This is a genomic window from Armatimonadota bacterium (assembly GCA_013314775.1).
In the GTDB taxonomy this organism is placed as follows: domain Bacteria; phylum Armatimonadota; class Zipacnadia; order Zipacnadales; family JABUFB01; genus JABUFB01.
On record JABUFB010000006.1, the window covers coordinates 232,601 to 254,319 of the forward strand.

The 21,719-nt window shown below is 64.4% G+C and carries 19 protein-coding genes, 6 tRNA genes and 1 other RNA gene; 22 read left to right on the forward strand and 4 right to left on the reverse strand.

Translation table 11 applies throughout. The features are described from left to right. Window positions 1-90: 90 nt before the first annotated feature. From rny to HPY44_06715, 3 genes are all read left to right on the forward strand, one after another. Window positions 91-1,656: a ribonuclease Y gene (gene rny / locus HPY44_06705; protein ID NSW55687.1), complete on the forward strand. Its 1,566-nt coding sequence runs from the start codon at window positions 91-93 to the stop codon at window positions 1,654-1,656. 317 nt (window positions 1,657-1,973) lie between these two features. Next, a complete protein-coding gene (locus tag HPY44_06710; GenBank protein NSW55688.1) occupies window positions 1,974-2,774 on the forward strand; it encodes a TIGR00282 family metallophosphoesterase in 801 nt (266 codons plus the stop codon). A gap of 173 nt (window positions 2,775-2,947) precedes the next feature. Beyond that, the gene (locus HPY44_06715; protein NSW55689.1) at window positions 2,948-3,208 is read left to right on the forward strand and encodes a stage V sporulation protein S; all 261 of its coding nucleotides are present in this window, start codon (window positions 2,948-2,950) and stop codon (window positions 3,206-3,208) included. Between the two features lie 175 nt (window positions 3,209-3,383). Here the strand turns inward: HPY44_06715 and HPY44_06720 are convergent, their stop codons facing one another. Beyond that, window positions 3,384-3,719, reverse strand: coding sequence for a cupin domain-containing protein (locus HPY44_06720; protein ID NSW55690.1), 336 nt, complete (start codon window positions 3,717-3,719; stop codon window positions 3,384-3,386). A gap of 109 nt (window positions 3,720-3,828) precedes the next feature. Between HPY44_06720 and HPY44_06725 the strand changes: the two genes are divergently transcribed. The 3 genes from HPY44_06725 to HPY44_06735 all read left to right on the forward strand — a co-directional run bounded on the left by HPY44_06725 (window position 3,829) and on the right by HPY44_06735 (window position 8,082). Next, window positions 3,829-4,452 (forward strand): hypothetical protein, encoded by a 624-nt coding sequence (locus HPY44_06725; protein NSW55691.1) that lies wholly within the window; start codon window positions 3,829-3,831, stop codon window positions 4,450-4,452. Between the two features lie 13 nt (window positions 4,453-4,465). Further along, window positions 4,466-5,284 (forward strand): hypothetical protein, encoded by an 819-nt coding sequence (locus HPY44_06730; protein ID NSW55692.1) that lies wholly within the window; start codon window positions 4,466-4,468, stop codon window positions 5,282-5,284. A 254-nt stretch (window positions 5,285-5,538) separates the two neighbouring features. Beyond that, window positions 5,539-8,082: a hypothetical protein gene (locus HPY44_06735; GenBank protein NSW55693.1), complete on the forward strand. Its 2,544-nt coding sequence runs from the start codon at window positions 5,539-5,541 to the stop codon at window positions 8,080-8,082. A 705-nt stretch (window positions 8,083-8,787) separates the two neighbouring features. On the opposite strand, the gene HPY44_06740 is transcribed toward HPY44_06735, so the two are convergent. From HPY44_06740 to HPY44_06750, 3 genes are all read right to left on the reverse strand, one after another. Then, entirely contained in the window at window positions 8,788-11,205 is a 2,418-nt protein-coding gene (locus HPY44_06740; protein NSW55694.1) for an HlyD family efflux transporter periplasmic adaptor subunit, read from the reverse strand. A 156-nt stretch (window positions 11,206-11,361) separates the two neighbouring features. Then, window positions 11,362-12,168, reverse strand: coding sequence for a bacteriocin family protein (locus HPY44_06745; GenBank protein NSW55695.1), 807 nt, complete (start codon window positions 12,166-12,168; stop codon window positions 11,362-11,364). 47 nt (window positions 12,169-12,215) lie between these two features. Next, window positions 12,216-12,623, reverse strand: coding sequence for a demethoxyubiquinone hydroxylase family protein (locus tag HPY44_06750; protein ID NSW55696.1), 408 nt, complete (start codon window positions 12,621-12,623; stop codon window positions 12,216-12,218). Window positions 12,624-12,908: 285 nt separating this feature from the next. Here HPY44_06750 and HPY44_06755 point away from each other — a divergent pair. From HPY44_06755 to HPY44_06830, 16 genes are all read left to right on the forward strand, one after another. Further along, a tRNA-Ser gene (locus tag HPY44_06755) sits at window positions 12,909-13,000 on the forward strand. Window positions 13,001-13,016: 16 nt separating this feature from the next. Beyond that, a tRNA-Arg gene (locus HPY44_06760) sits at window positions 13,017-13,093 on the forward strand. Between the two features lie 25 nt (window positions 13,094-13,118). After that, a tRNA-Arg gene (locus tag HPY44_06765) sits at window positions 13,119-13,194 on the forward strand. Between the two features lie 86 nt (window positions 13,195-13,280). Beyond that, a tRNA-Arg gene (locus tag HPY44_06770) sits at window positions 13,281-13,357 on the forward strand. Window positions 13,358-13,400: 43 nt separating this feature from the next. Continuing rightward, window positions 13,401-13,496 (forward strand) — tRNA-Ser (locus HPY44_06775). Between the two features lie 112 nt (window positions 13,497-13,608). Further along, window positions 13,609-13,698, forward strand: a tRNA-Ser gene (locus tag HPY44_06780). A gap of 94 nt (window positions 13,699-13,792) precedes the next feature. Next, window positions 13,793-14,056, forward strand: an RNA gene (gene ffs / locus HPY44_06785) — signal recognition particle sRNA large type. 55 nt (window positions 14,057-14,111) lie between these two features. Continuing rightward, complete coding sequence (locus HPY44_06790) at window positions 14,112-14,861, forward strand: methyltransferase domain-containing protein (GenBank protein ID NSW55697.1); 750 nt, start codon at window positions 14,112-14,114, stop codon at window positions 14,859-14,861. A gap of 84 nt (window positions 14,862-14,945) precedes the next feature. Beyond that, window positions 14,946-16,709 (forward strand): DNA polymerase III subunit gamma/tau, encoded by a 1,764-nt coding sequence (gene dnaX, locus HPY44_06795; protein ID NSW55698.1) that lies wholly within the window; start codon window positions 14,946-14,948, stop codon window positions 16,707-16,709. Then, entirely contained in the window at window positions 16,710-17,039 is a 330-nt protein-coding gene (locus HPY44_06800) for a YbaB/EbfC family nucleoid-associated protein (protein NSW55699.1), read from the forward strand. A 23-nt stretch (window positions 17,040-17,062) separates the two neighbouring features. After that, window positions 17,063-17,674: a recombination protein RecR gene (gene recR, locus HPY44_06805; protein ID NSW55700.1), complete on the forward strand. Its 612-nt coding sequence runs from the start codon at window positions 17,063-17,065 to the stop codon at window positions 17,672-17,674. 2 nt (window positions 17,675-17,676) lie between these two features. Then, window positions 17,677-18,126 (forward strand): hypothetical protein, encoded by a 450-nt coding sequence (locus HPY44_06810; GenBank protein ID NSW55701.1) that lies wholly within the window; start codon window positions 17,677-17,679, stop codon window positions 18,124-18,126. 424 nt (window positions 18,127-18,550) lie between these two features. After that, the gene (locus tag HPY44_06815) at window positions 18,551-19,123 is read left to right on the forward strand and encodes a 2-oxoacid:acceptor oxidoreductase family protein (GenBank protein NSW55702.1); all 573 of its coding nucleotides are present in this window, start codon (window positions 18,551-18,553) and stop codon (window positions 19,121-19,123) included. After that, window positions 19,120-19,440, forward strand: coding sequence for a 4Fe-4S binding protein (locus HPY44_06820; protein ID NSW55703.1), 321 nt, complete (start codon window positions 19,120-19,122; stop codon window positions 19,438-19,440). The genes HPY44_06815 and HPY44_06820 overlap by 4 nt, the downstream gene beginning before the upstream one ends. Before the next feature lie 74 nt (window positions 19,441-19,514). Further along, on the forward strand, window positions 19,515-20,696 hold the full coding sequence (gene porA / locus HPY44_06825) for a pyruvate ferredoxin oxidoreductase (GenBank protein NSW55704.1): 1,182 nt from the start codon (window positions 19,515-19,517) through the stop codon (window positions 20,694-20,696). Between the two features lie 16 nt (window positions 20,697-20,712). Then, complete coding sequence (locus tag HPY44_06830) at window positions 20,713-21,648, forward strand: pyruvate ferredoxin oxidoreductase (protein NSW55705.1); 936 nt, start codon at window positions 20,713-20,715, stop codon at window positions 21,646-21,648. Window positions 21,649-21,719: the final 71 nt, after the last annotated feature.

Sequence of the window (21,719 nt, forward strand, 5' to 3'; positions counted from 1 at the left end):
CCCCCCTGACAGTCAGCGGGCTAACATGAACTGTCAGACATGGCACTCGCCGAGCCTCCGGGGCCTGCCACTGAATGGAGGTGATCCACGATGGACCCCATTGCCATCGTGATAACCGTAATATCTATCCTTGTTGCAATCGCCGGAATCATTTTCGGCATCACTCGATCGAAGAGCGCCGCAAAACAGTCAGACCAGACACGGGACGAGGTCCAGTTACAGCTTGATGAACAGCGCAGGCAGATCGAGGCGGAGCGCCGGGAGTTGAAGCTCCAGGCGAAAGAGCAGGAGATCAAGCTCAGGGAACGCATCGAAGCCGAAGCCCAGAGAAACAGGAGCGAGCTTGAAGAGGCCAAGAAGCGCCTCGAAGAAGCCAAGAAGCGTCTCGACGACCGCGAGGACAACCTGGACAAGCGCAAGGCGGAGATCGACAAGCGCGCCAGCGAGATGGATAAGCGCCAGCAGAAACTCAAGGAGCTCGAGGAGGAAGCCCAGAGGCTGTTGGAGTCCAGGCAGCAGGAACTGGAGCGGGTCGCACAGATGACCCGCGAGGAAGCTCGCGAACTAATCCTGTCCGATGTAGAGAAGGAAACTCGCCAGGACTGCGCGCAGCTCATACGCCGCATGGAGGAAGAGGCCCGCAGGGAAGGCGAGCGGCGAGCCGCTGAAGTCGTGGCAGCAGCCATCCAGCGTTGCGCCGTAGACCAGACTACAGAGACAACCGTGTCTGTGGTGCCCCTTCCCAACGACGAGATGAAGGGCCGCATTATCGGCCGCGAGGGACGCAACATCCGGTGCTTTGAGCAGTTCACCGGAATCGACCTGATTGTGGATGACACCCCGGAGGCGGTGGTCCTCTCCGGATTCGACCCGGTACGCCGCGAAATCGCAAAGGTCGCATTGGAATCTCTCACCTCCGACGGTCGCATTCATCCGGGCCGCATCGAGGAAGCCGTCGAACGAGCCCGCAAGCAGACCGAAGAGCGGATGCAGGAGGCCGCCGAGGCGGCCATCATGGAAGTAGGCATTACCGGCCTGCATCCCGAGATCATGCGGATGTTGGGTAAGCTGCGTTACCGCACCAGCTTCGGGCAGAATGTGCTGAAGCATTCCATTGAGGTCGCCCATCTCGCGGGCATGATGGCATCGCAGATTGGCGCGCGGGTGAATATCGCCCGACGCGGGGGCCTGCTGCATGACATCGGCAAGGCTGTGGACTACGAGCGCGACGGGACCCACACTCAAATCGGTGCGGAGATCGCCAAGGCACGGGGCGAGTCGCCCGAAGTCGTGCACTGCATTGCCGCACACCATGACGACGTGGAGATGGATTCGGTGGAGGCTGCACTCGTGCAAGCTGCTGACGCAATCTCCGCCGCCCGGCCCGGCGCGCGCCGCGAGACCCTGGACGCCTACATCAAGCGTCTCGAGGGCCTCGAGACTATCGCACGAAGTTTCGAGGGCGTAGACCAGGCTTTCGCAATCCAGGCCGGACGCGAAATCCGAGTCATCGTGAAGCCGGAGCGCATCGACGACCTGGCGGCGCTGAACCTCGCGAAGGGCATGGCCTCGCGCATCGAGGGCGAACTGGACTACCCCGGACAGATCCGGGTCACGGTGATCCGAGAAACCCGGGCCGTGGAGTACGCCAAATAGTGCGAGTTACCTGAAAGCGTGGCGGGTGGATCATTCCTTGCCCAATGCGACCGAAGGCCCAGGCCGGGGCCGGGATTATCCCGGTCCCGGCCTTCCGGTTCTGTGACGACGGTTGGATTCCAAGCCGCCCAAGAATGGCGTGCTCGCTCGTCGAACACCGCTTCGGTTTTGCTGAGCACAGTGGACGGCAGCTGTTCATGCCTCTTCCCGAATACCGATGGAGCGCTGCTGGACAAGCAGAGGCGAGATCACGCCGGCCCGAGGTGCAGCGGTGAGGCCGCCGTTGGTCGTTACATACTCATTGAGGAGCCTTTCTCGTGAAAATCCTCCATGTCGGGGATGTTGTGGGAAGGCCTGGGCGCCACGCGCTGCAGGCGATCCTGCCTCAATTGCGGGAGAATCTTGCCTGCGATTTCGTCATCGTCAACGGCGAGAACTCCGCAGCCGGGTACGGGATCACTGAACGCACCGCCCTGGAGATCTTCGACGCGGGTGCCGACTGCATCACCACGGGCAATCACGTGTGGGCGCAGAAGGAAGCGGAGCATCTGCTGGAGGTCGACCGCCGCATCCTGCGCCCGGCCAATTACCCTCCTGGCGCGCCGGGGATCGGCCACGCTGTTTTCGAGACCGGCGGCGAGCAGCGCGTGGGCGTTATCAATCTGCTGGGCCGCATTTTCATGGAGACAGTGGACTGCCCCTTCCGGGTGGGCTCGAAGCTCGTGGACGAACTGGCTCCAAGGTGCGACGCGGTGATCGTGGACTTCCACGCTGAGGCGACTTCGGAGAAGAGTTGCCTGGGCTACTATCTGGACGGTCGGGCGACAGCGGTCATCGGCACCCATACTCACGTCCAGACCGCCGATGCTCAAGTGCTCCCAGGGGGAACCGCATTCATCTCCGACGTCGGGATGACCGGACCCGTCGGCACCTGCATCGGCGTCAAGCAGGAGATCGTCCTGCGCAGGTTTCTGTCAGGCATGCCCGCGCGGTTCGACGTGCCCAAGGGAGGCCCGGCGTTTCTAAGCGCGGTGCTTATCACTACCGGGCCCGCAAGGGGTCTTCCCGCTGCCATCGAGGCCATGCGCATCTTGACGAATGGCGCGGAGCAGTTATGATAGATGGCTGGGGCAAGCTGCAGTCGTCTCAAAGAGATGCTTTTCTGCCGATCCGCAATCATCGAACGTAGCAACAGACGCTGCTGCCGTAACAGGCCGAGGGCTGGACGGGGCGCAGCCGGACCCGCGAGGGGCCGGTGTCCAGGCTTGTTGCGGGCAAGGGGGATGCACCGTTGAGTTGTCTGAAAGTCGGCTCCCAGTCGGACCCGAACAAGGTTGCCGGAGCACTGGCGGGGACCATCCGCGAGCAGGGCAAGGCGGAAATGCAGACCATAGGGGCAGGGGCGCTCAACCAGGCGATCAAATCGATCGCCATCGCCCGGGGCTTCCTTGCGCCGGCAGGGATCGACCTGGTGTGTTTCCCGGCCTTCGTGGATGTGGACATCGACGGCAGTGAGCGGACGGCCATCCGTCTGTTCATCATGCCCAGATAGCCACGACCTCTGCGCCGGCAGAGCAGGCCAAGACGCAACCGGGACGGCGCGGCCGCAAGCGGTCGCGAGACGACTCATGCCTCTCCACGGCATGGGCGCGTCTCCATCCGGCCCGGTTTTCGTTGTTCTGGGCCTGGGCGGCGTCATAACAATGGCGAATGAGCCGCCAGAACCGTCACAACTCCACCTTGTCGTCCGGCGCGTACGGGGCCTTGATGAAGATTATCCGGATATCCCCGTCGGTGTCATTGATGATGTCGTGCCCTTCGCCCGGCTCCAGCTTGAACACATCGCCCTCGGTTACGCGGATAGATTCGTCGTTGATCACGATCTGCGGCGCGCCGCACTCGAAGTAGAAGGTCTCCTCTACCGTCTGATGCTTGTGGGCGCGCAGGGCCTGCCCGGGCTTCAGGACGATGATCCCCCACTCGTAATGCGGTCCACGGAACAGGTACTTCGGGCCGTGGTCACCGTGACGGAATTGCAGGTCACGCTCGTTTACGCGGTCCATCGGATGCCTCCAGTGTGTGGGATTGACGGCTTAGCCGCGCTGACCGTTTGCGTCGGGCGTCACGAAGGGTACAATAGGCGCACTACCGTTGGAAAGGGGTTGCTCGAAGATGACCCGCATCGCAGTTATGTTCGCGCTGCTGTCTCTGGTTCTGGTCGGAGGCGCCATTGCCCAGGATGAAGAGGCGCCCAAGGTCCAGAAGATCACCGGGCCGCACAATCCCTTCACTCTCCTCCTGCCGATGGACTGGAAGTTCCGGGCCTTCGAGAGCCTCGTGGAAGAGGAGAACGTGAAGACGGAACGGGCAGTGTATGTGTTCGGCGAGAAATTGCTGCCCACCGATAACTTTGACCTGTGGTGGTCTGCGGTCATCGAGCCGACCATCGCCACCGGGGCGGCTTCCGTCCACCGCGTGGTCCTCGCGGAGCCGCTCACTCCTGACGCCCTTCCCGCGCTGCTTGAGAAGGACCCTCGCAAGCCGCCTGACACGAAGGGCGAACTGAAGCAGCTTGGCAAGTACAAGGCGCTCGTCGCGAAGGCCAACATCCAGGGCTTCATCATGAGCAGCGTGTACATTGTGAACGGCAAGGCGATGTACCTGGGATTCATCAACGGGCCCGAAGCGTTGGTGAACCCGAAGATGGAGGAGTTCATCAAGATCATGTCCAGCCTCGAGGCGCCGGACGTGGCCCCCGTGAAGCCTGCGGAGCCACCGGCCGCGCCCGCCGAATGATTGGAGAGAGCCGGTGACAAATGCGTCGCAAGGCCGAGAGCCCCAGGGCCTGGCCCATATCTACCTGTATGACGAACCGGATGCCGCGGGTCTTGATGTCTCTGAGATCGGCGGCTATCTGGCGTCCCTGTTCCCGAGAGCCGAAGTCGAGACACGCCGGGACTTCTTCACCCACCAGTTCGCGCGTTTCAGCCCCGAGGAGCAGAGGCAACTGGAGCCGGAAGTGGTGCGGCAGCTTGAGATCGCCCGGGTGGAGGATCTCGCCGGGGAGACCGGGGCGCTCATTGGCGCTCCCATGCCGCCCGAGGAACTTGGCCTGGAGTTCGTGTTCGATGCCGCGCGTTTCCGAGCAATCCTGCGGCTGCTCATCGACCCTATGGAAGCCGGCGCGGGTCATGTGCATATCGCGCTGACCAATCACGCACTGGGGCTGTGGCCTGGGGAAGGCAGCCCGTTCCGCCTGGGAATCCTGTTTGCCGGAACGCCGGCAGTCATCTCGCTGGTGGGTCTCGTGGAAGCCCTGCCGCGGCCGCGGGAGTATGACTTCCGCCGGGCGCAGATGGCGATTCTCGGGATCCCGGAAGAGGCAATCGAGGAGCTTGCAGACCAGTTCGCGGACCGCACCTTCGGGTATGCCGACCCGCGCATCAACGAAGTCTGCAAGGGGTACGCGCTCATGGCCTGCGTCCACGAGATCACGGGGGAGGAGTCCTGCCCGGACCCGAACTGCCGCCTGCACGCGGCGCAGAGTCAGGAGGAACTGATCCGCCTGCAATGCGAGACCGCTACTCTCTGCGACCGGCACCGGGAGCTACTTGCGGGGCTGGGGTGAGGCGCCGGGTAGCGTCGGTAGATTCCCGGACGTGCCAGTTGAGATCAAACGAAACGCCGGCCCCCCGTGGGTCCGGCGTTTTCGTTTCGCCGTGGCCGCTTTACCCCTCGCCCTGAGCACAGCGACTGCCTGCGGTCGCCGCACAGGCAAGCGCGTCCTCAGGACGCGGCGAGGTAATGCCGCCGTATCTTCCAAGGTCCCTTCCTTCCAGTGGCGAAACTCTCCGCGACATCCAGCTCCGAGGAGGCACTCCCATGTCCGAATACCAGTCTCGCAGCGCCGGGCGACCTGTCCCCTATTCCGATGACGAGCTGTTCCAGTACGGGCCGCCCGGGCCGTTGTCCGGGGAGTTCCTCAACGAGGTCGCTTTCCCGCTGGGCGGCATCGGTACCGGCTGCATCGCCCTGTCCGGCCGGGGGCAACTGGTAGACTGGGAGATTTTCAACCGCCCCAATAAAGGCTACCGGCCCGACAACACTTACTTCATGCTCTACGCGAAGCAGGTCGGCGGTGAGCCCACTTTCCGGGTGGTGGAAGGCCGTCTGCAGCCACCGTATCAGGGCTGGAGCCACGGCGCCCAGCAGTTCAAGGGCTTTGGTTTTGGCCCGCCGCGGGAGTTCGGGTCGGGTTTCCTGCGCTTCCCAGGGTGCCGGTTCACGGGGCAGTTCCCCTTCGCGTGCCTGGAGCTCTGGGACGAGGCGGGCACCCCGCAAAAGCCCGGTCCCACCGTGCCCTGTCCCGTGACCGTGCGCATGGATGCCTGGAGCCCCTTCATCCCCCTGGATGTAGCCAACTCGTCATTCCCGGCAGCGATCTTCGACATCACTCTCACCAACCCCACGCACGCCCCGGTGGAGGCATGCGTTGCGCTTGGGCTGCAGAACATTGTGGGCTGGCCGGAAGTCGGGTCGAGTCTGAACGAGTGGGTGGAGGGCGGCGGCTGGCGCGGGATCAGCATGACCACAAGAAGGCACGGAGCGGACTCGCCGCGGTTCGGGAGTCTCGCTCTGCTCACGCCCAATGAGGATGTGACCTGGCAGTTGCGGTTCCCGGAGTCCTCCTGGTTCGCACAGACCGAGGGCCTTATGGACGGCTTCGGCATGACCGGTGTGTTCGACGGACCGCGCGATGGGGTAGTGAGCGGTGAGGGCGAAGCACACACAGCGCATCTCGGCCTGCAGGCGGAGATTGGCCCGGGCGACAGCGTGACTCGGACCTTCGTGCTGGCGTGGCTCATGCCCAACTTCGAGAAGTACTGGGGGGAGGATCAAGGAGCAACCTGGAAGACCTGGCAGGGGACCCAGTGGGAAAACGCAACCGAAGTCGCGGCGCGGGTGATCGACGATCTGCCCGAACTCGAGTCGCGCACCCGGGCTTTCCAGAAGGCCTTCTTTTCCTCCACGCTGCCCACGTACGTGCTGGACGCGATCTCAAGCCAGCTCTCGATCCTGCGCACGCCTACGGTGACGCGACTGACTGACGGCACGCTGTACGGCTGGGAGGGTTGCCACGCGTCGGCAGGCTGCTGCGAGGGGAGCTGCACCCACGTGTGGAGTTACGCCCAGGCCATCGCCCACGTGTTCCCGTCTCTGGAGCGGGGCATGCGGGAAGTGGACTTCGCCTACGATCTGCGCGAGGAAGACGGGCATATGCAGTTCCGGATGCCTCTGCCCCCGGGAACGAAGGCGAGCAATACCTGGCACGCCGCGGCGGACGGGCAGATGGGCAATGTCCTGCGCACCTTCCGCGAGTGGCAACTGTGCGGAGACAATGACTGGCTGCGGGCGCTGTGGCCCTCGGTGAAGAAGGCGCTGGAGTATGCGTGGGTGGACTGGGACGCCGACCGCGACGGGCTGCTGGAAGGCGTCCACCACAACACTCTGGACATCGAGTACCATGGGCCGGAGACGGTCTGCGGGAGCATGTACCTTGCGGCGTTGCGCGCGGGTGAAGAGATGGCGCGGGCCGTGGGTGATGGGGAAGCCGCCGCGGAATACCGGCGGGTGTTCGAGTCCGGCAGCCGCCTGAGCGACGCCATGCTGTATGACGGTGAGTACTACTTCCAGCAGATCCCCAAGGGGTCGCAGGCGTGGTACCAGTACGGGCCGGGGTGCATCTGCGACCAGGTTCTGGGGCAGTGGCACGCCCGACAGTATGGCCTCGGCGACTTGTATGATCCGGAGCATGTGCGCAGCGCCATCGCCAGTGTGTTCCGGTACAACTTCCGGGATCATTTCCACGATCACCACAACCCTCACCGGGTGTACGCGCTTGGAGACGACAAGGGCCTGCTGATCTGCACCTGGCCCAAGGGAGGACGGCCCGAACACAGCGTCACCTACGCCTTCGAGTGCATGATCGGGTTCGAATACCAGGTGGGCGCGCATCTCATCTACGAGGGCTTCCTGCGCGAGGGGCTATCGGTGTGCAAGGCCGTCCGAGACCGACACAATGGCCGCTTGCGCAATCCCTTCAACGAGTTTGAGTGCGGCAGTCACTATGCGCGCTCGATGTCCAACTACTCCTACCTGCTGGCGCTTGCGGGGTTGCGATACTCGGCGGTGAGCAAGACCCTTTGGCTGGACCCGGTGATCCGGCGCGAGGATTTCCGTGTCTTCATCGCGGCAGACAGCGGCTGGGGGACGGTCTCTCTGCGCAAGGCACCTTACGGCGATGTGGTGACGGTAGATGTGATCGAGGGCGAACTGGAGATCGAGCGCTTGGTATTGGGCGGGAAGGCGATTGATCTCCCGGGCGAGCAGCCGCAGGCCGGAGGCAGTCTTGAGGTGAGGATATAAGGGCAAGGGCGGAAACAGAAGGCCGTCCGGAGGGGCCGCAGAGGGAATGCGCTTCGGGACGACGCGCCGAACCTATCCGGCCGGGTCGTATGTCGTTTGCCCCTTGAGGAACGGCCGGCCGGCGGGACCCCCGCCCCACGCGGATTGATGGGATGCCCGACCTACGCGGATGAAAGGGATTTTCGCGTCGTCCGACCGTCCCGGTCGGCAATCTTCTCGGCCTTTGCGTCCCTCAGGACGCCCAGCCGCAGGCCCCTAGCCCCGGGTTTCAACCCGGGGCACTGCCGCCCCCTTCGGGGGCTCTCATAATCTCGAAGGAGGGGCCTGATTCCACCAGCTTACGCTGGTGGCAAGACACTGCCGCCCCTTCGGGGCTGAACGGCAACGGCGAACGGCCTTGGACGGCAAACGGCAACGGCGAACGGCCTTGGATGACAAACGGCGTCGACCGTCCCCACCAATCGCGTCGTCCGACCGTCCCGGTCGGTGGTCCTTTCGACGGTCCTTATTGGAGACGAGGCAATCTTCTCGGCTTTTGCGTCCCTCAGGACGCCCGGCCGAAGGCCCAAAGCCCCGGGTTTCAACCCGGGGCGTCAACCCGGGGCGTCAACCCGGGGCGTCAACCCGGGGCGTCAACCCCGCGCGTCAACCCGGGGCACCGACGACGGCCGGCGGGATGGGGCGGACGGCGGGACGCGCCTTCTTTTACAGGGGCTTGTAGAACGCCAGGTAGCCTGGCTGAATGGGAACTGTACCCAGCGTTCCGGAAAGATTTGACAGCAGCATGAGCCTGCCGTTCTGCTGAACCGCTATTCCGATGTGCTGAGTCCCGCGAGGCGGGTACGTAAAAGGCCAGACGAGAATGTCACCGGGACGCGCGAGACCGTCGGCACGGGGGATATAGCCCTTACCAGGCAGCAGGCGCGCCCAGACGTGTGCATCCCCGAGGCCCCAGCCGAGGGCTTCCCGCATGGTGCGCGCGCAGCGGTTCGGTACACTGCTCACGCGACCCGTGGCCATGCGCTCAATGGCCCGGCGAATCTCCCCGGACTTGGGGTAAGTGAGCACTACACCCTGATCGAACTGGGTGCGCACCATGCCCTCCACAAAGCCCTCGCGCCAGCGCTTCAGCGTTTCCAGGCGCTTGCGGGCCTCAGGGTCCTGCACCGGACTGCTGCCGGATGCCTCAAGCTCGGTGATCTGCAACTGCCCCTCGTAGGTGCTTTCCGAGCGCTCCAGGGCCTCATCCGGCACGCCCAACGCCCAGATACCTCGGGGCACGAGGCTCAGACCGGCCAGGGGGTCGCGGTCATACTGCCTGTCGGGGGAACCAATGATCACCGGCTCCAGGGGGTGCGGGTCGCCATTCTGATCCAGCGGTGTTGCCAGCGCGAGCCACTGCAGAGTGGCGACAGCATCAGTGCCGTAGTAGCCGGTCTTGCAGAAAACCACGATCTCCGCGCGCAGGTGATCGGAGCCCGGTTCCGCGCGCACATCGTTGATCCAACCCTCAAACTGAACGCCCGGGTAGTCGTCGAAAGACACCGTGGCGATGGTGCCGGGGTCGAAGCGGTCCACGTCTTCGGGCCGGATATTCATGTAGACCACGGCCCACTGGGTGTTGACGACCCGCATGATCTCCTGCCCGGCCTGGACCAGCTGGCCGCCGGAAGCGCTGCGTGCGAGTACGAAACCGTCCGCCGGCGCCTGGTACTCAGTCCAGCGCTGCTCGGAGAGCCGATCGAGTTCCTTCGGCAGGGGCAACGGCCTGAATCGGCTGGTGACGTACTCTCCCTCGGCTGACGCGGAATGGCGTGATCCGGCACGGGGAAGGGACTCGCTGCGGCCGCTCTCTTCTGTGGGTATCCAGGGGACCGCTGCGATTGTCGTGGTTGCTGCCGGGCGAGCCTGGGTGGGCGCCGGGGGGGCCGACTGCTTGCGATTCACGGGCGGGTCCGGGTAAGAGACTGGCCGGGCCCTGCGGGGACCCTCGGACTGGGGAATCCCGCGGATAACCTCGACGCCGGACTCCATCTGAACCCGGGGAGCCGGCTTCTCGGCACGGGCGACGCGATTGGCGCCGGGAGTCTGGGGCTCCTGGCCCGAACCGAGCATCACTTGGACATCGGAAACCTGTGCAGCGGTCTTGGCGGCGGACGCGGCCTGGGCCGCCCGCTTCTCCTGGGCGCTCAGCAAGTCCTGGGCGGTGGCCAGACGGGCCTCGGCATCGGCCCGCGCGATGGTTGCGTCTGCGAGGCGTGCCGCGGACTCATCCAGGCAGTCCTGGGCCAGCGCGCCGAGGTCCACAAGCTTCTTCTTCGCGTCGAAGTCTTCCTGGGCCTGTGCGAGCTTCTGCTGTGCGCGACTGACCGAGGCGCGCGCGTCAGCAACGGCGTCGCGGTAGGGGCCGAGGTCGACCTTCGGCAACGGCGGCGGCGCAGGCGCGGGTTTGAGGCTGGTGCGGGGTTTCGGTGCAGGCGCGGACGAGGGCTCATCCGCAAGGGACGCAGGCGCGGCAGTCTCCACGGGTGGCTGGACGACTTGACTGGCGACCCCTGCCTGGGGCGACAGACGCGCGATGCGCAGTGCCCTGGGCCTGGTGGTGGGCGAGGGGAATTCGCCGCGGACTGCAGCCTCGCCGGCCCGGGACGTCCGGGCGATCACCAGCGGGCGAACCTCATAGCCGCGCATCGCCTGCTCGGCGGCGGTCAGGTCGGCCAGGACACCCGGGTCATAGATGCGGAAAAGAGGGGCTCCGCGGCGGAAGAAGTCGGTGCCGGGGAACAGGAACTCCACGATCCCGGCGACCATGGATCGCAGGCTGAACACGCAGCGGCGCCGGCCCGAGCGGTCCACGACCTCCCGGGGATCCGACACGCGCGCACCCAGGACCACCCGGGCGCGAGGCGTGGTCAGGAGTTTCCCCCCGGCGGCAACGTCCGCTGGGGTGTCCTGTAGAGGCACCACTTTCGGCGCCACCGAATTGCCTTGGGTGGCGCTGAAAGCAGAATTTGCCGAGTCCGGAGAAGCTCCGGGCAAAGCCGCAAGGGCGGGCCCGGCCGCAAGAGAGAGCAGCCAGCCCGCCACGAGGGCGACCAGGAATAGGAATTGCCAGCGTGTCACGATGGAACTCACCGATGCTTTGGACAGTACCAAGGCCCGATTGGTTCAAACACAGGTTCAGGTCGGCGGGTTCCGGGCGCCTCGGGAGCACCCTGACAGGCGCCGAGTCCCCCATTGCCAGGTGGCCCCGGCGCCTGTGATTCACAGACCGCAAGGCTACTTGATGACGCAGACCGCCGACGGGTTGGCGATGCGAAGCGCCAGGCTTTCCATGATGAAGAAAGCGAGCTGCCCGGCCTCCGGACCGATGAACCCGGTCATCAGGTCTTGCCCGAGCACAATAGACACATACTGCTTGCCTACGGCCACCAGCACCCCGCCTGCACTGATCGCGGGCGCCTTGACGATGCCGCCCGTGACAAGTTGCGCCACGTGCATCATCTCGGTCATCGAGCCCTGGGGATAGCGTCTGTGGAGGCCGTTGAAAAGTGCGGGCGTCAGGGCCAGAGAGTACGGGCCATGGAGGCCTGCCTGGTCCAGTGCATTGACGGCCTGCAGGATGTTGTCGAAAGCGTCGCCCGGCTCCTTCCACTCCGTGAGGCTCACGCTGGCGACGTTGTCAGCGCTGAGCAGGCCGGGGATGCCCATTTCCTTACTGCCGTTGAAAATCAGGTCATCTTCCTGCCGCGCGCAATCCAGCGCGGCCCGGGCGACCGCGGAGGTGTCAAAGGGAATCCCGGTACTCTCGAAGTTCGCGATATCCCGCACGGGAATGGTGAACTCCGCCTGGATGGTGGAAACGGGCATTGTGGGACTGAACCCCAGGACGGCGCCTTCGCTGGAACCGGTGGGCCGGTCGGTTCCGGGTATGCTCTTCAGGCCAAGGCCGTAGGGGCCGTCGATCTCCAGCAGCTTGCGTGCCGACAACTGAGACGTGGCCGCGCCCACCACCGTATCGTCGATCCTCTGCCAGACCTCGGGGCCGAATGGCGCGTCACCACGAGCGAGAAAATCTCCGTTCATTCTGGTCTGCCTCCGTTCGGATGGCCTTGTCTGAGTGTCCGACTGTGTCAGCGCAGCGAGCCGATGGTCGGCGGCGTCTGCGGGTTCTGGGGCTCCTGTCCTGCGGGTTCCTCACTGACGGCCGGCGCGGTTTCTGCGGCAGATGCGCCGGCTCCACCGAGGAGCCCGGCCATCTCGTCCACCTCGGCCGCGCCGTTATCCAGATACATTTGCTCATCCGCCAGAAGGATGGTGAGAAGCCGCTGGAACTCACCCGCGTGTTCGCGCTCTTCGTTGGCGATGTCCTGCAGTACGCGTTTCGCCAGGGGATGATCGGTGGCGTCGGCGTGGGCTTCGTAGAGGCTGACTGCTTCCTCTTCGGCAGCGAGGTTCAGTCTTATCGCGCGCGTGAGTTCACGCAGAGTGAGCAGACGGTCGGGGGTCTTGCCACTGAAGGGGTTGGGAAAATCGGGCATGTTGGCACTCCTAGGTCAGGAGGCGCCCCGTTTCGGCGAGCATGGGACCCAGGCCACCGCTATCGGCCGGCGAGTGATCAACTGCCCGATCGAACCGGCGCGCATCCCCGGTCTGGTGCGAAAACCACGCCATGAATTATACACACAGGTCACTGGTGCCGCAACAAGATCGGCCTTCCCACAGGTTAAGGGATGGTGTAGTATATGCCGGCTGCTGCGACTGGGCCGAATAAACAGGTTGCACAGTCCCGCGGGTTTGTGCTATGTTGGCAAATCCAAGCTTGCGGAGAGGTGGCCGAGCGGCTTAAGGTGATCGCCTGCTAAGCGATTGCGGGCCGAAAGGTCCGCCGAGGGTTCGAATCCCTCCCTCTCCGCCAGTGTTGACAAGGGATTGCGCCCGTAGCTCAGCTGGATAGAGCGTCGGCCTCCGGAGCCGAAGGTCCCGCGTTCAAATCGCGGCGGGCGTACCATCAGACAAGAACAGTGGAACCGAGTGCGCCGGTAGCTCAGTGGATAGAGCGTCGGCCTGCGGAGCCGAAGGTCCCGCGTTCGAATCGCGGCCGGCGCGCCAGCTTCACTTACTCTGATGGTCTGTTGAGCTATGCGCTATGGGCACAAGCCGGCCATGGCCCATGGCTCTTTTTTGTTATCCGCGCCGGCCCCGTAGCTCAGAAGGATAGAGCAGCAACCTCCTAAGTTGAAGGTCGGCCGTTCGAATCGGCCCGGGGCCGCCAACTGTAGGAAACGCAGCGACAGACAAGAGATGGCGGATGGCGCGGAGAGGTGGCAGAGTCCGGTTGATCGCGCACGACTCGAAATCGTGTAGGGGGTGTGAAAGCTCCCTCGTGGGTTCGAATCCCACCCTCTCCGCCATGATCTACCCCGTCTGCGAAGGTTGCTGCGTTGTGCCGCGAAGGCCCGCCCTTGTCTCTCCCGACCGGCGGGCGCAAAGTCTGACGTTGCGTTCCCTGGCGACCGAACTCGCGGAGAGGTGACCGAGTGGTCGAAGGTGCACGCCTGGAGAGCGTGTTGTCCCGCAAGGGGCACGTGGGTTCGAATCCCACCCTCTCCGCCATATCACAGATCGGCCAGGGATTTGCAGTTGCGGGATGGTCCTGTTCGGCGAAATGCGGCGCGCCGGGAATTCGCTGCTCACCGACCGCTTTCTGTCGTGCTAGCCGGGGAACTAGCGGTGCCCTGTACCCACAATCCGCTTTAGTGGGGGTGAATTCCCGCCCGAGGTTTCGTCATTTGGGGTCTGACCCCCGTAAGCGGTGTTGAAGGTTGGGTCCCACGCAAGGGGACATTGCTGAACCCCGTCAGGTCCGGAAGGAAGCAGCGGTAGGCAACCCGTCCCTTGTGCCGTGGATCACCTGGCCGGAGCTGGCTGCGAGGGTAACGCCTGGGTGGCGCTATCGACGGCGGGTGCACGACAGTTATTTCAGGGGCGCAGCACCTATGCTGCGCCCCTTTCACACGTGCTGCCCTATGCAGTTCCGCTGCCCTGCCTGTGAACACGAGTTCGTCGCCACCGTGCTCCCCGCCGGTGACTTCCGCTACGCCTTGTGCGACCGGTGTGCTTCCTATTATCTCAATCCAATGCCGGGCGCGGGAAAGCTCGAAAGCGAGCCCGAACGTCTCGCCCAGTTCCTGCAGAGCCTGCGGGGCGCAGGACCGGGCATTGAACGCCAGATCCTGCGGGCTTTGTCGAAGATCAGTCCCGGCGGCATTATCGCCAGCGATCTTGGTCTGTCCAACGACCCCAAAGGTCGGAGCGTGCGGCAGGTCCGCTCCCTCGCCGAGCCCGGTTCAGTCCCCCGGGTGGATGCCCTGGTGCTCACGAGTTTCATCGAGCGGGTGCCGATCCCGGACATGGCTGCGCAGTGGTGCCGCGAGAAGCTGAAGCCCGGCGGGGTGCTGGTGATCTCCACACCCAATGCCAACTTCGCGCGGCGGGTCATTGCCGCCAAGAGCAGCGGCGGCACGATGAAAAACGTGGGCCTGCTGCTCAAGCCCGAGACCCGGCGCGTGGTCTACTCGGCAACCGGTCTGCGGGCATTGCTGGAGCGTAACGGATTCACGAAGGTCCGGGTGAGGTCGGCCGCGCCCGCGTTCACTACCCCGGATGTGGCCATGACCGCGAGCCTGTTGTACCTCGCGAGCCGGGCGGTTGAGACGGTGCTGCCCCGGGTGATCCTCAGCGGGCTGCTGTTGTGTACCGCAGTGTGGGAGGAGTAAGCGGCGGGTAAAGGGAAGGAATAACTGTCGGCGATCACTCGGCCGGCTCTCACACAATCAGACCCCCCGGGGGTTTGGAGACCCATGTCGTATGTATCCTTCAGCCTGAAGTACCGCCCACAGCGGTTCGAGCATGTGGTAGGGCAGGAACACGTGAGCCGCACGTTGATGAACGCGGTGCGGACCGGGCGCATCCACCATGCCTACTTGTTCTCGGGCCCGCGTGGCACCGGTAAGACCTCCACCGCCCGGGTCCTGGCGAAAGCCCTGAACTGCGTCAACGGTCCGACTCCGGAGCCCTGCGGTGTCTGCGAATTCTGCCAGGCTGTTCAGAACGGCCGGGCCATGGACGTCATCGAAATCGACGCTGCCAGCAATCGGGGCATTGATGAGATTCGCGAGCTGCGGGAGAAGGTGAAGTACAGCCCGGCCGAGGCGCGCTGCAAGGTGTACATTCTCGACGAAGTGCACATGCTCACCACCGAGGCCTTCAACGCGCTGCTCAAGACGCTGGAAGAGCCGCCGGCCCACAGCTTCTTCGTCCTGGCCACCACGGAGTCCCACCGGGTCCCGGCGACGATCCTGTCCCGCTGTCAGCGCTTCGATTTCCGTCCGATCCCCGTTGCCAAGGCGGCCGAGGCCCTGGCGATGATTGCCCGGGAGGAGGGTATCGAGGCAGAGCCCGCCGCGCTGGAGGCAATCGCCCGAGCAGGCGAGGGTGCCATGCGCGACGCCGAGAGTATCTTCGACCAGGTGGTGGCGTACACCGAAGGCGCAGTGACCCTCGAGGTCGTCAATACCGTGCTGGGGGTCACGGAGGCCGAGACGCTGGCGGAAGTTGCCGATCTCATGGTCGGGGAAAATGTGCCCGGCGGGTTCGCGCTGGTGGATCGCGTGGTCTCCGCGGGCAAGGACGTCGCCCAGTTGATGGCCGACCTGACCCTCTACCTGCGAGATTTGCTGCGGATCAGCCTGAACAGCGAGCCCTCGGCCTGGCGGCTTTCGGGCGACGAGGGCCGGGAGCGCATGGTCGCGCAGGCTCGGGCGCTGGGTCCGGATCGGCTGCTGGAGGCCGTGCGGGTCCTTGCAACCGCCCAGAACGAGCTGCGCTCCAGTAATCAGCCGGCGCTTCTCTTGGAACTAACGGTGACGCGGCTCTGTCAGGCTCCCGAAGCGGCACCTGCACCCCGCAGGCCGGCGCAGGTGTCCCAGGCAAGGCCCCAGGCTGCCACTCCCGGACCTGCAGGGCAGCCGCTTCATGCCGCCCCGCCGAGACACCAGCCGCGACCGATGCCGCCCATTCAGCCCATTTCGCAGGGCGAGGTATCCCTGCAGGCACTCCAGGAACACTGGGGAGACGTGCAGGGCGAACTCAAGCGCATGGGTAAGATGCCGGTGACGGCGATCATCAAGGAAGCCATACCGATCAGCTATGCCGACGGCGTGGTGGTCCTGGGTTTCAGCGACCGTCATGCATTTCACTGCAACCAGGTGCGCGACAAGTACAAGGCAGATGTGGAGATGGCTCTGCAGCGCCTCTTCGGGCAGGCCATAACCATAGACTGCCGGCTGGGCGAAGTACTGCCCCAGGCCCCGGCGCCCGACCAACCGGTTCAGGCGCCGCCTGTTGCAACGGAACCCGCGCCGGTTGAGACCGCTGAGGCCCCGCCGGACGTCTATGAGCAGGAGTATGCTCCTGACCCGACAGAACCGCAAGTGAACCAGGTTGCCGAGCAGATTTGTTCGCCGGAGCCTGCCGAAGCGCCACCCCCGCCCACGCTGGATCAGGCGGTGGCCAACACCCTGATGCTGTTCGAAGGCAGCCAGGAAATCGATGGGGATGAATGAATGAGGAACCCATTGCAGTCCGTGTTCAATAACCAGTTCGCGCAAATCCAGGAGAACATCACCCGCGCCATCGAGGAGCTTGACCGCACGACCCTCGAAGGCTCCGCGGGCGGTGGCGCTGTGAAGGTGCAGATTACCGGCTCCGGCGAGGTCCTGTCCGTTGAGATCGCCCCGGCGGCCATGGCCGAAGGGGACATTGAGCTGCTCCAGGACCTCGTCTGCGCCGCGGTGCGGGACGCGATCCAGAAGGCGCTCGCCCTGAAGAAGGAAAAGCTCGTGGGAGCCACCCCTTTCGGCGCCCTGGGCCTGGACCTGCCTAACATTTTCTGATCAAACGCGAAAGAGTACCCACCATGCTTCGCTACGCCGCGCCTCTTGAGCGGGTGGTGCAGGAGCTCGAGCGTCTGCCGGGCATTGGGCCGAAATCCGCCCAGCGGCTGGCGATGCATCTCATGCGCATGAACCCCCACGATGTGCAGTCCCTCGGCGAGTCGATCCTTGAGCTCCGCCGGGCGCTGCGCGAGTGCCGCGAGTGCTTCAATTACTCGGTGGACGAACTGTGCCCAATCTGCCAGGACCCGAGGCGTGATCAATCGGTGTTGAGTGTCGTGGAGCAACCCGGCGATCTCATGGCCCTGGAACGCTCCGGGGAATACCGCGGCCTGTATCACATTCTCGGCGGGGCACTGTCGCCACTGGACGGCACAGGGCACGAGGACCTGCATATCGACGCCCTGCTGCAGCGGATTATGCGGCTGCAGCCTGTCGAGGTGATCCTCGCCACGAGTCCCACCGTGGACGGGGACGCCACGGCCGAGTATCTGCGCAAGCTGATCGAGGGGCTTCCACTTCAGGTGACGGTGACGCGCATCGCCCAGGGCCTGCCCATGGGCGGAGATCTGGATTACGCCGATCAGGTGACAATTGCCCGGGCTCTGCGGGGCAGACGTCCCATGGGAGACTGACTATGGCTGGATACGCGCCCGCGGGCCTCAAGGAAAAGGCTCATATCGCAATCGACCGTATCAATGCCGCACGGGAGGCCGGCTCTGGGCGGTTTCCCGTGCACGAGCTGATCCACCTGTTCGAATTGAAACTACCGCCTGATCTTGAGCGCGACCTGTTGAAACGCGGCGACCTGGAGTTCCTCTTCCCCGAGGGCTCGAAGGGCAGCTTCAGCAATTCGGGAACGCCGCTTTCACTGCCATACGGGCCGGGCAAGCTCCTGTTTCCGCGCGAGGTCGGCGGGCAGGCGCATTGCGATCCCGACGCGCTGCACATGATCTTCGATCAGTCCCGGACGATGTTGGCGAAGGCGCTGTTCCTGGAGGTCAAACTCTTGCGGATCGAGATTTCGCGGCGGCACGTTGCGGTGCGCCTGACTGGCGGCCTGTTCGACATGGAGTTCGAGTTCTGAGGCTAGAGGGAAGCGAGGCTCTTGGGGGCTGGCATCCGACTCCAAGCCTGGCCCGAAGGCAGTTCCTGTGCCCAATGCGCTCTCAAGATTGCCTGGGAAGCGTGGACAGGCGCCCGGTTCGCGAAGGACACAGGAACGCGACGTCGGGTCCTGCCTCGTGAAGCGCGCAGCCGCTCTTTGTTTAGCAGCGTCTTCCAACGCCCGCTTCCTGCAAATACCCCTTCAAAAGTCGCTGCCCAGAGTGTATGATAGTATGGTAAGCTGTAGGGCCGCCCGCTGCCCCTGTCTTCGGCTTGCCCAGGGGCGAGCGGGCCTTTTCGCGTGGGCGCCCGGCGGCAGGTCCGGCGGCTCACGGATTGCATCATCAGGCTATCGGTTCAACGCGAGACCGGCGAGCCTCGCCGGTCAGCACAGGAGGAAGAGCATGGCAAAACTGAATGAGGTACGCTGGCACGGAAGGGGTGGACAGGGCGCGAAGACGGCCAGCTACATCCTCGCGATCGCCGCGGCTGAGGACGGCTGGAACGTACAGGCCTTCCCGGAATACGGGGCCGAGCGTCGCGGTGCGCCCATGAAGTCGTATGTGCGGATTTCGGATGAACCCATCAGGCTGCGCTGCGCCGTGCTGCACCCGCAGGTCGTGGTGGTGCTCGACTCAACGCTCCTCGGAAGCGAGAACGTGACGGACGGCGTTCCCGACGGCGGCATCGTCATCGTGAACACGGGCGACTCCCCTGAGGAAGTGCGCGCGAAGATCGCAAAGCAGAACATCCAGGTCTGCACCGTGAACGCCACGCAGATATCCCTGGACACCGTGGGGCGCGACATTCCCAACACGCCCATGCTGGGCGCGCTTGCGAAGGTCAGCGACCTGGTGACCGTCGAGGGCGCGAAGGCTGCGGTGCGCAAGCAGCTGGGCACGAAGCTCTCTGAAGCCGTCCTCGAGGGCAACATGCAGGCGATCACCCGGGCCAACGAGGAGGTTCAGGTAGGATGAGCGACCGCGTCTATTCCAAGACCGCAGGCTGGCAGGACATGGCGGCCGGCGGCGTGATCCCCCAGGCGGGGAACGCCGAGGAGTACGCGACAGGCGGCTGGCGCACTTTCCGCCCCGTCCGCGACGACGAAAAATGCATCGACTGTCTCCAGTGCTGGATCTACTGCCCCGACAACGCGATCAAGGTCATCGATCAGAAGGTCAGTGGAATCCCGTACGACCTGGTTCACTGCAAAGGCTGCGGCGTGTGTGCAGCCATCTGCCCCGTGAAGTGCATCGAGATGAAGCCTGAGACCGACTTCGAGGACGAAAACTAGGCCGCCGCGCCGGGCGAGAGACTCGAACCGAGCCGAGCGCCCGGGCTGCCGGTTTCAAGACAGGAGGAAACGCAATGGGTAAGGTCATGCCGCTCGAAGGCAATAACGCGATTGCCGAAGCGATGCGGCAAATCAACCCCGACGTCGTGGCGGCCTATCCGATCACGCCGTCGACCGAGATCGTACAGACTTTCGCGAAGTTCGTCGCCGACGGCAAGGTGACGACGAACTTCGTCGCCGTGGAGAGCGAGCATTCGGCCATGAGCGCCTGCACCGCCGCAGCGGCTGCAGGTGGCCGGGTCATGAACGCCACCAGCGCCAACGGTCTTGCGCTCATGTGGGAGATTCTCTACATCACTGCCTCCCTGCGCCAGCCCGTAGTGCTCAATCTGGTCAACCGCGCCCTGTCCGGGAACATCAATATTCACTGCGACCATTCCGACGGCATGGGCGCTCGTGACAGCGGCTGGATCCAGATCTACGGCGAGAACGCCCAGGAGGGCTACGACAACTGCATTCAGTGCGTTGCCATCTCCGAGCGTGAGGATGTCCGCCTGCCCTCGATGAACTGCATCGACGGCTTCTTCGTTAGCCACGCCTACGAAATGGTGGAGGTCGAAGAGGACGCGGCGGTGCAGGAATGGATCGGCCCGTACAAGCCCGTCCGGCCGCTGCTGGACATCAAGAACCCCTATACTGTGGGTCCGTTGGACCTGTGGGACTACTACTTCGAGCACAAGCGCAATCAGCTCAGCGCCTACCCGAATGCCAAGGAAGCGATCATCGAAGAGGGCAAACGCTTCGGCCAGGCCTTCGGACGCGAGTACGGACTGATGGAGTGCGTTGATCTTGAGGACGCCGAGGTCGCCGTCGTGGCTCTTGGCTCCACCGCCGGCATGTGCAAGGACGTCGTGGCGGACCTCCGCTCCAAGGGTGTCAAGGCCGGGCTGCTGAAGCTCCGGGTCTTCCGCCCCTTCCCGGATGCGGAGATCGTCGCGGCGCTGCGCAACTGCAAGGCTGTCGCGGTCTTTGACCGTGCGGCTTCCTACGGCGCAAGCTACGGCCCGCTGTACTCGGAAGTCGCCGCTGCGATGTACACTCGCGGCGCCAACGTTCCGTGCGTCAATATCATCTACGGTCTTGGCGGGCGCGAGATTCGCCCCGATCAGATCGCCGATGTGTACGGCAAGCTCAATGACATCAAAACCACCGGCCAGCCGGCAGACCCCGTGTCCTACGTGGGCGTCCGCGGGTAAGGAGGGCGAGAAACAGATGCCTAAGAACCTCAAGCAGTTGTCGGAAAGCCCCGTGCGCCTGACTGGTGGCCACCGGCTGTGCCCCGGCTGCGGCGAGCCCATCGCCGTCCGCCAGATCCTCATGGCCACCGAGGACCCGGTCCTGGTTGCAAATGCCACGGGCTGCCTTGAAGTGTCTACGACCATCTTCCCGTATACCGCGTGGAATGTGCCGTGGATCCACATCGCCTTCGAGAATGCGGCGGCCGCTGCCTCCGGGCTCGAAGCGATGTACGTGTCCCTAAAGAACCAGGGCAAGATCGACCCCGATCAGAACTACAAGTTCGTCGCCTTTGCCGGCGACGGCGGCACCTATGACATCGGCTTCCAGGCCCTTTCCGGAGCCGTTGAGCGCCGCCACAGCTTCGTGTACGTCTGTCTGAACAACCAGGCGTACATGAACACCGGCGTGCAGCGGTCCAGCGCGTCGCCTCTTGGCGCACACACAACCACCAGTCCCGCCGGACGCGTCATCCCCGGCAAGACCATGGTGCAGAAGGACCTGACCGAGTGCATGGTTGCCCACGACATGCCGTATGTGGCCCAGAGCATCCCCGGCCGCTGGCGCGATCTCGTGGGCAAGGCCGAGAAAGCCTTCGCCACCGAAGGCCCAAGCTTCATCAACGTGCTCACACCCTGCCCGCTGGGCTGGCTTTGCGATCCGTCCGAGACCGTCGATATCTCCATGCTCGCGGCTGACACCTGCATCTGGCCGCTGTATGAGGTGGAGAACGGCGAGTACAAGATCACATACAAACCCAAGGAGAAGAAGCCGGTTGAGGAGTTCCTCAAGCGGCAGGGGCGCTTCAAGCACCTGTTCAAGGGCGAGGATGGCGCCGAGATCATCAAGGGCATCCAGGAGTACACCGACCGCAAGTGGGAGGCGCTCTTGAAGAAAGCCGGCGAGGCCTAACCCTCCGCCGCGGCCTGTAGTTGCAGGCCCCGATGGACTGCGAGTCAAGCTCCGCGGGCCGTGCGGTCCGC

What these genes read in the sequence shown, in the direction of transcription:
- HPY44_06735 (NSW55693.1), top strand. Translation starts at nt 5,539, where the DNA reads ATGTCCGAATACCAGTCTCGCAGCGCCGGGCGACCTGTCCCCTATTCC.
- HPY44_06725 (NSW55691.1), top strand. Translation starts at nt 3,829, where the DNA reads ATGACCCGCATCGCAGTTATGTTCGCGCTGCTGTCTCTGGTTCTGGTC.
- HPY44_06745 (NSW55695.1), bottom strand. Translation starts at nt 12,168, where the DNA reads ATGAACGGAGATTTTCTCGCTCGTGGTGACGCGCCATTCGGCCCCGAG.
- HPY44_06790 (NSW55697.1), top strand. Translation starts at nt 14,112, where the DNA reads ATGCAGTTCCGCTGCCCTGCCTGTGAACACGAGTTCGTCGCCACCGTG.
- HPY44_06720 (NSW55690.1), bottom strand. Translation starts at nt 3,719, where the DNA reads ATGGACCGCGTAAACGAGCGTGACCTGCAATTCCGTCACGGTGACCAC.
- HPY44_06810 (NSW55701.1), top strand. Translation starts at nt 17,677, where the DNA reads ATGGCTGGATACGCGCCCGCGGGCCTCAAGGAAAAGGCTCATATCGCA.
- HPY44_06750 (NSW55696.1), bottom strand. Translation starts at nt 12,623, where the DNA reads ATGCCCGATTTTCCCAACCCCTTCAGTGGCAAGACCCCCGACCGTCTG.
- HPY44_06820 (NSW55703.1), top strand. Translation starts at nt 19,120, where the DNA reads ATGAGCGACCGCGTCTATTCCAAGACCGCAGGCTGGCAGGACATGGCG.
- HPY44_06800 (NSW55699.1), top strand. Translation starts at nt 16,710, where the DNA reads ATGAGGAACCCATTGCAGTCCGTGTTCAATAACCAGTTCGCGCAAATC.
- recR (NSW55700.1), top strand. Translation starts at nt 17,063, where the DNA reads ATGCTTCGCTACGCCGCGCCTCTTGAGCGGGTGGTGCAGGAGCTCGAG.
- HPY44_06815 (NSW55702.1), top strand. Translation starts at nt 18,551, where the DNA reads ATGGCAAAACTGAATGAGGTACGCTGGCACGGAAGGGGTGGACAGGGC.
- porA (NSW55704.1), top strand. Translation starts at nt 19,515, where the DNA reads ATGGGTAAGGTCATGCCGCTCGAAGGCAATAACGCGATTGCCGAAGCG.
- HPY44_06830 (NSW55705.1), top strand. Translation starts at nt 20,713, where the DNA reads ATGCCTAAGAACCTCAAGCAGTTGTCGGAAAGCCCCGTGCGCCTGACT.
- rny (NSW55687.1), top strand. Translation starts at nt 91, where the DNA reads ATGGACCCCATTGCCATCGTGATAACCGTAATATCTATCCTTGTTGCA.
- dnaX (NSW55698.1), top strand. Translation starts at nt 14,946, where the DNA reads ATGTCGTATGTATCCTTCAGCCTGAAGTACCGCCCACAGCGGTTCGAG.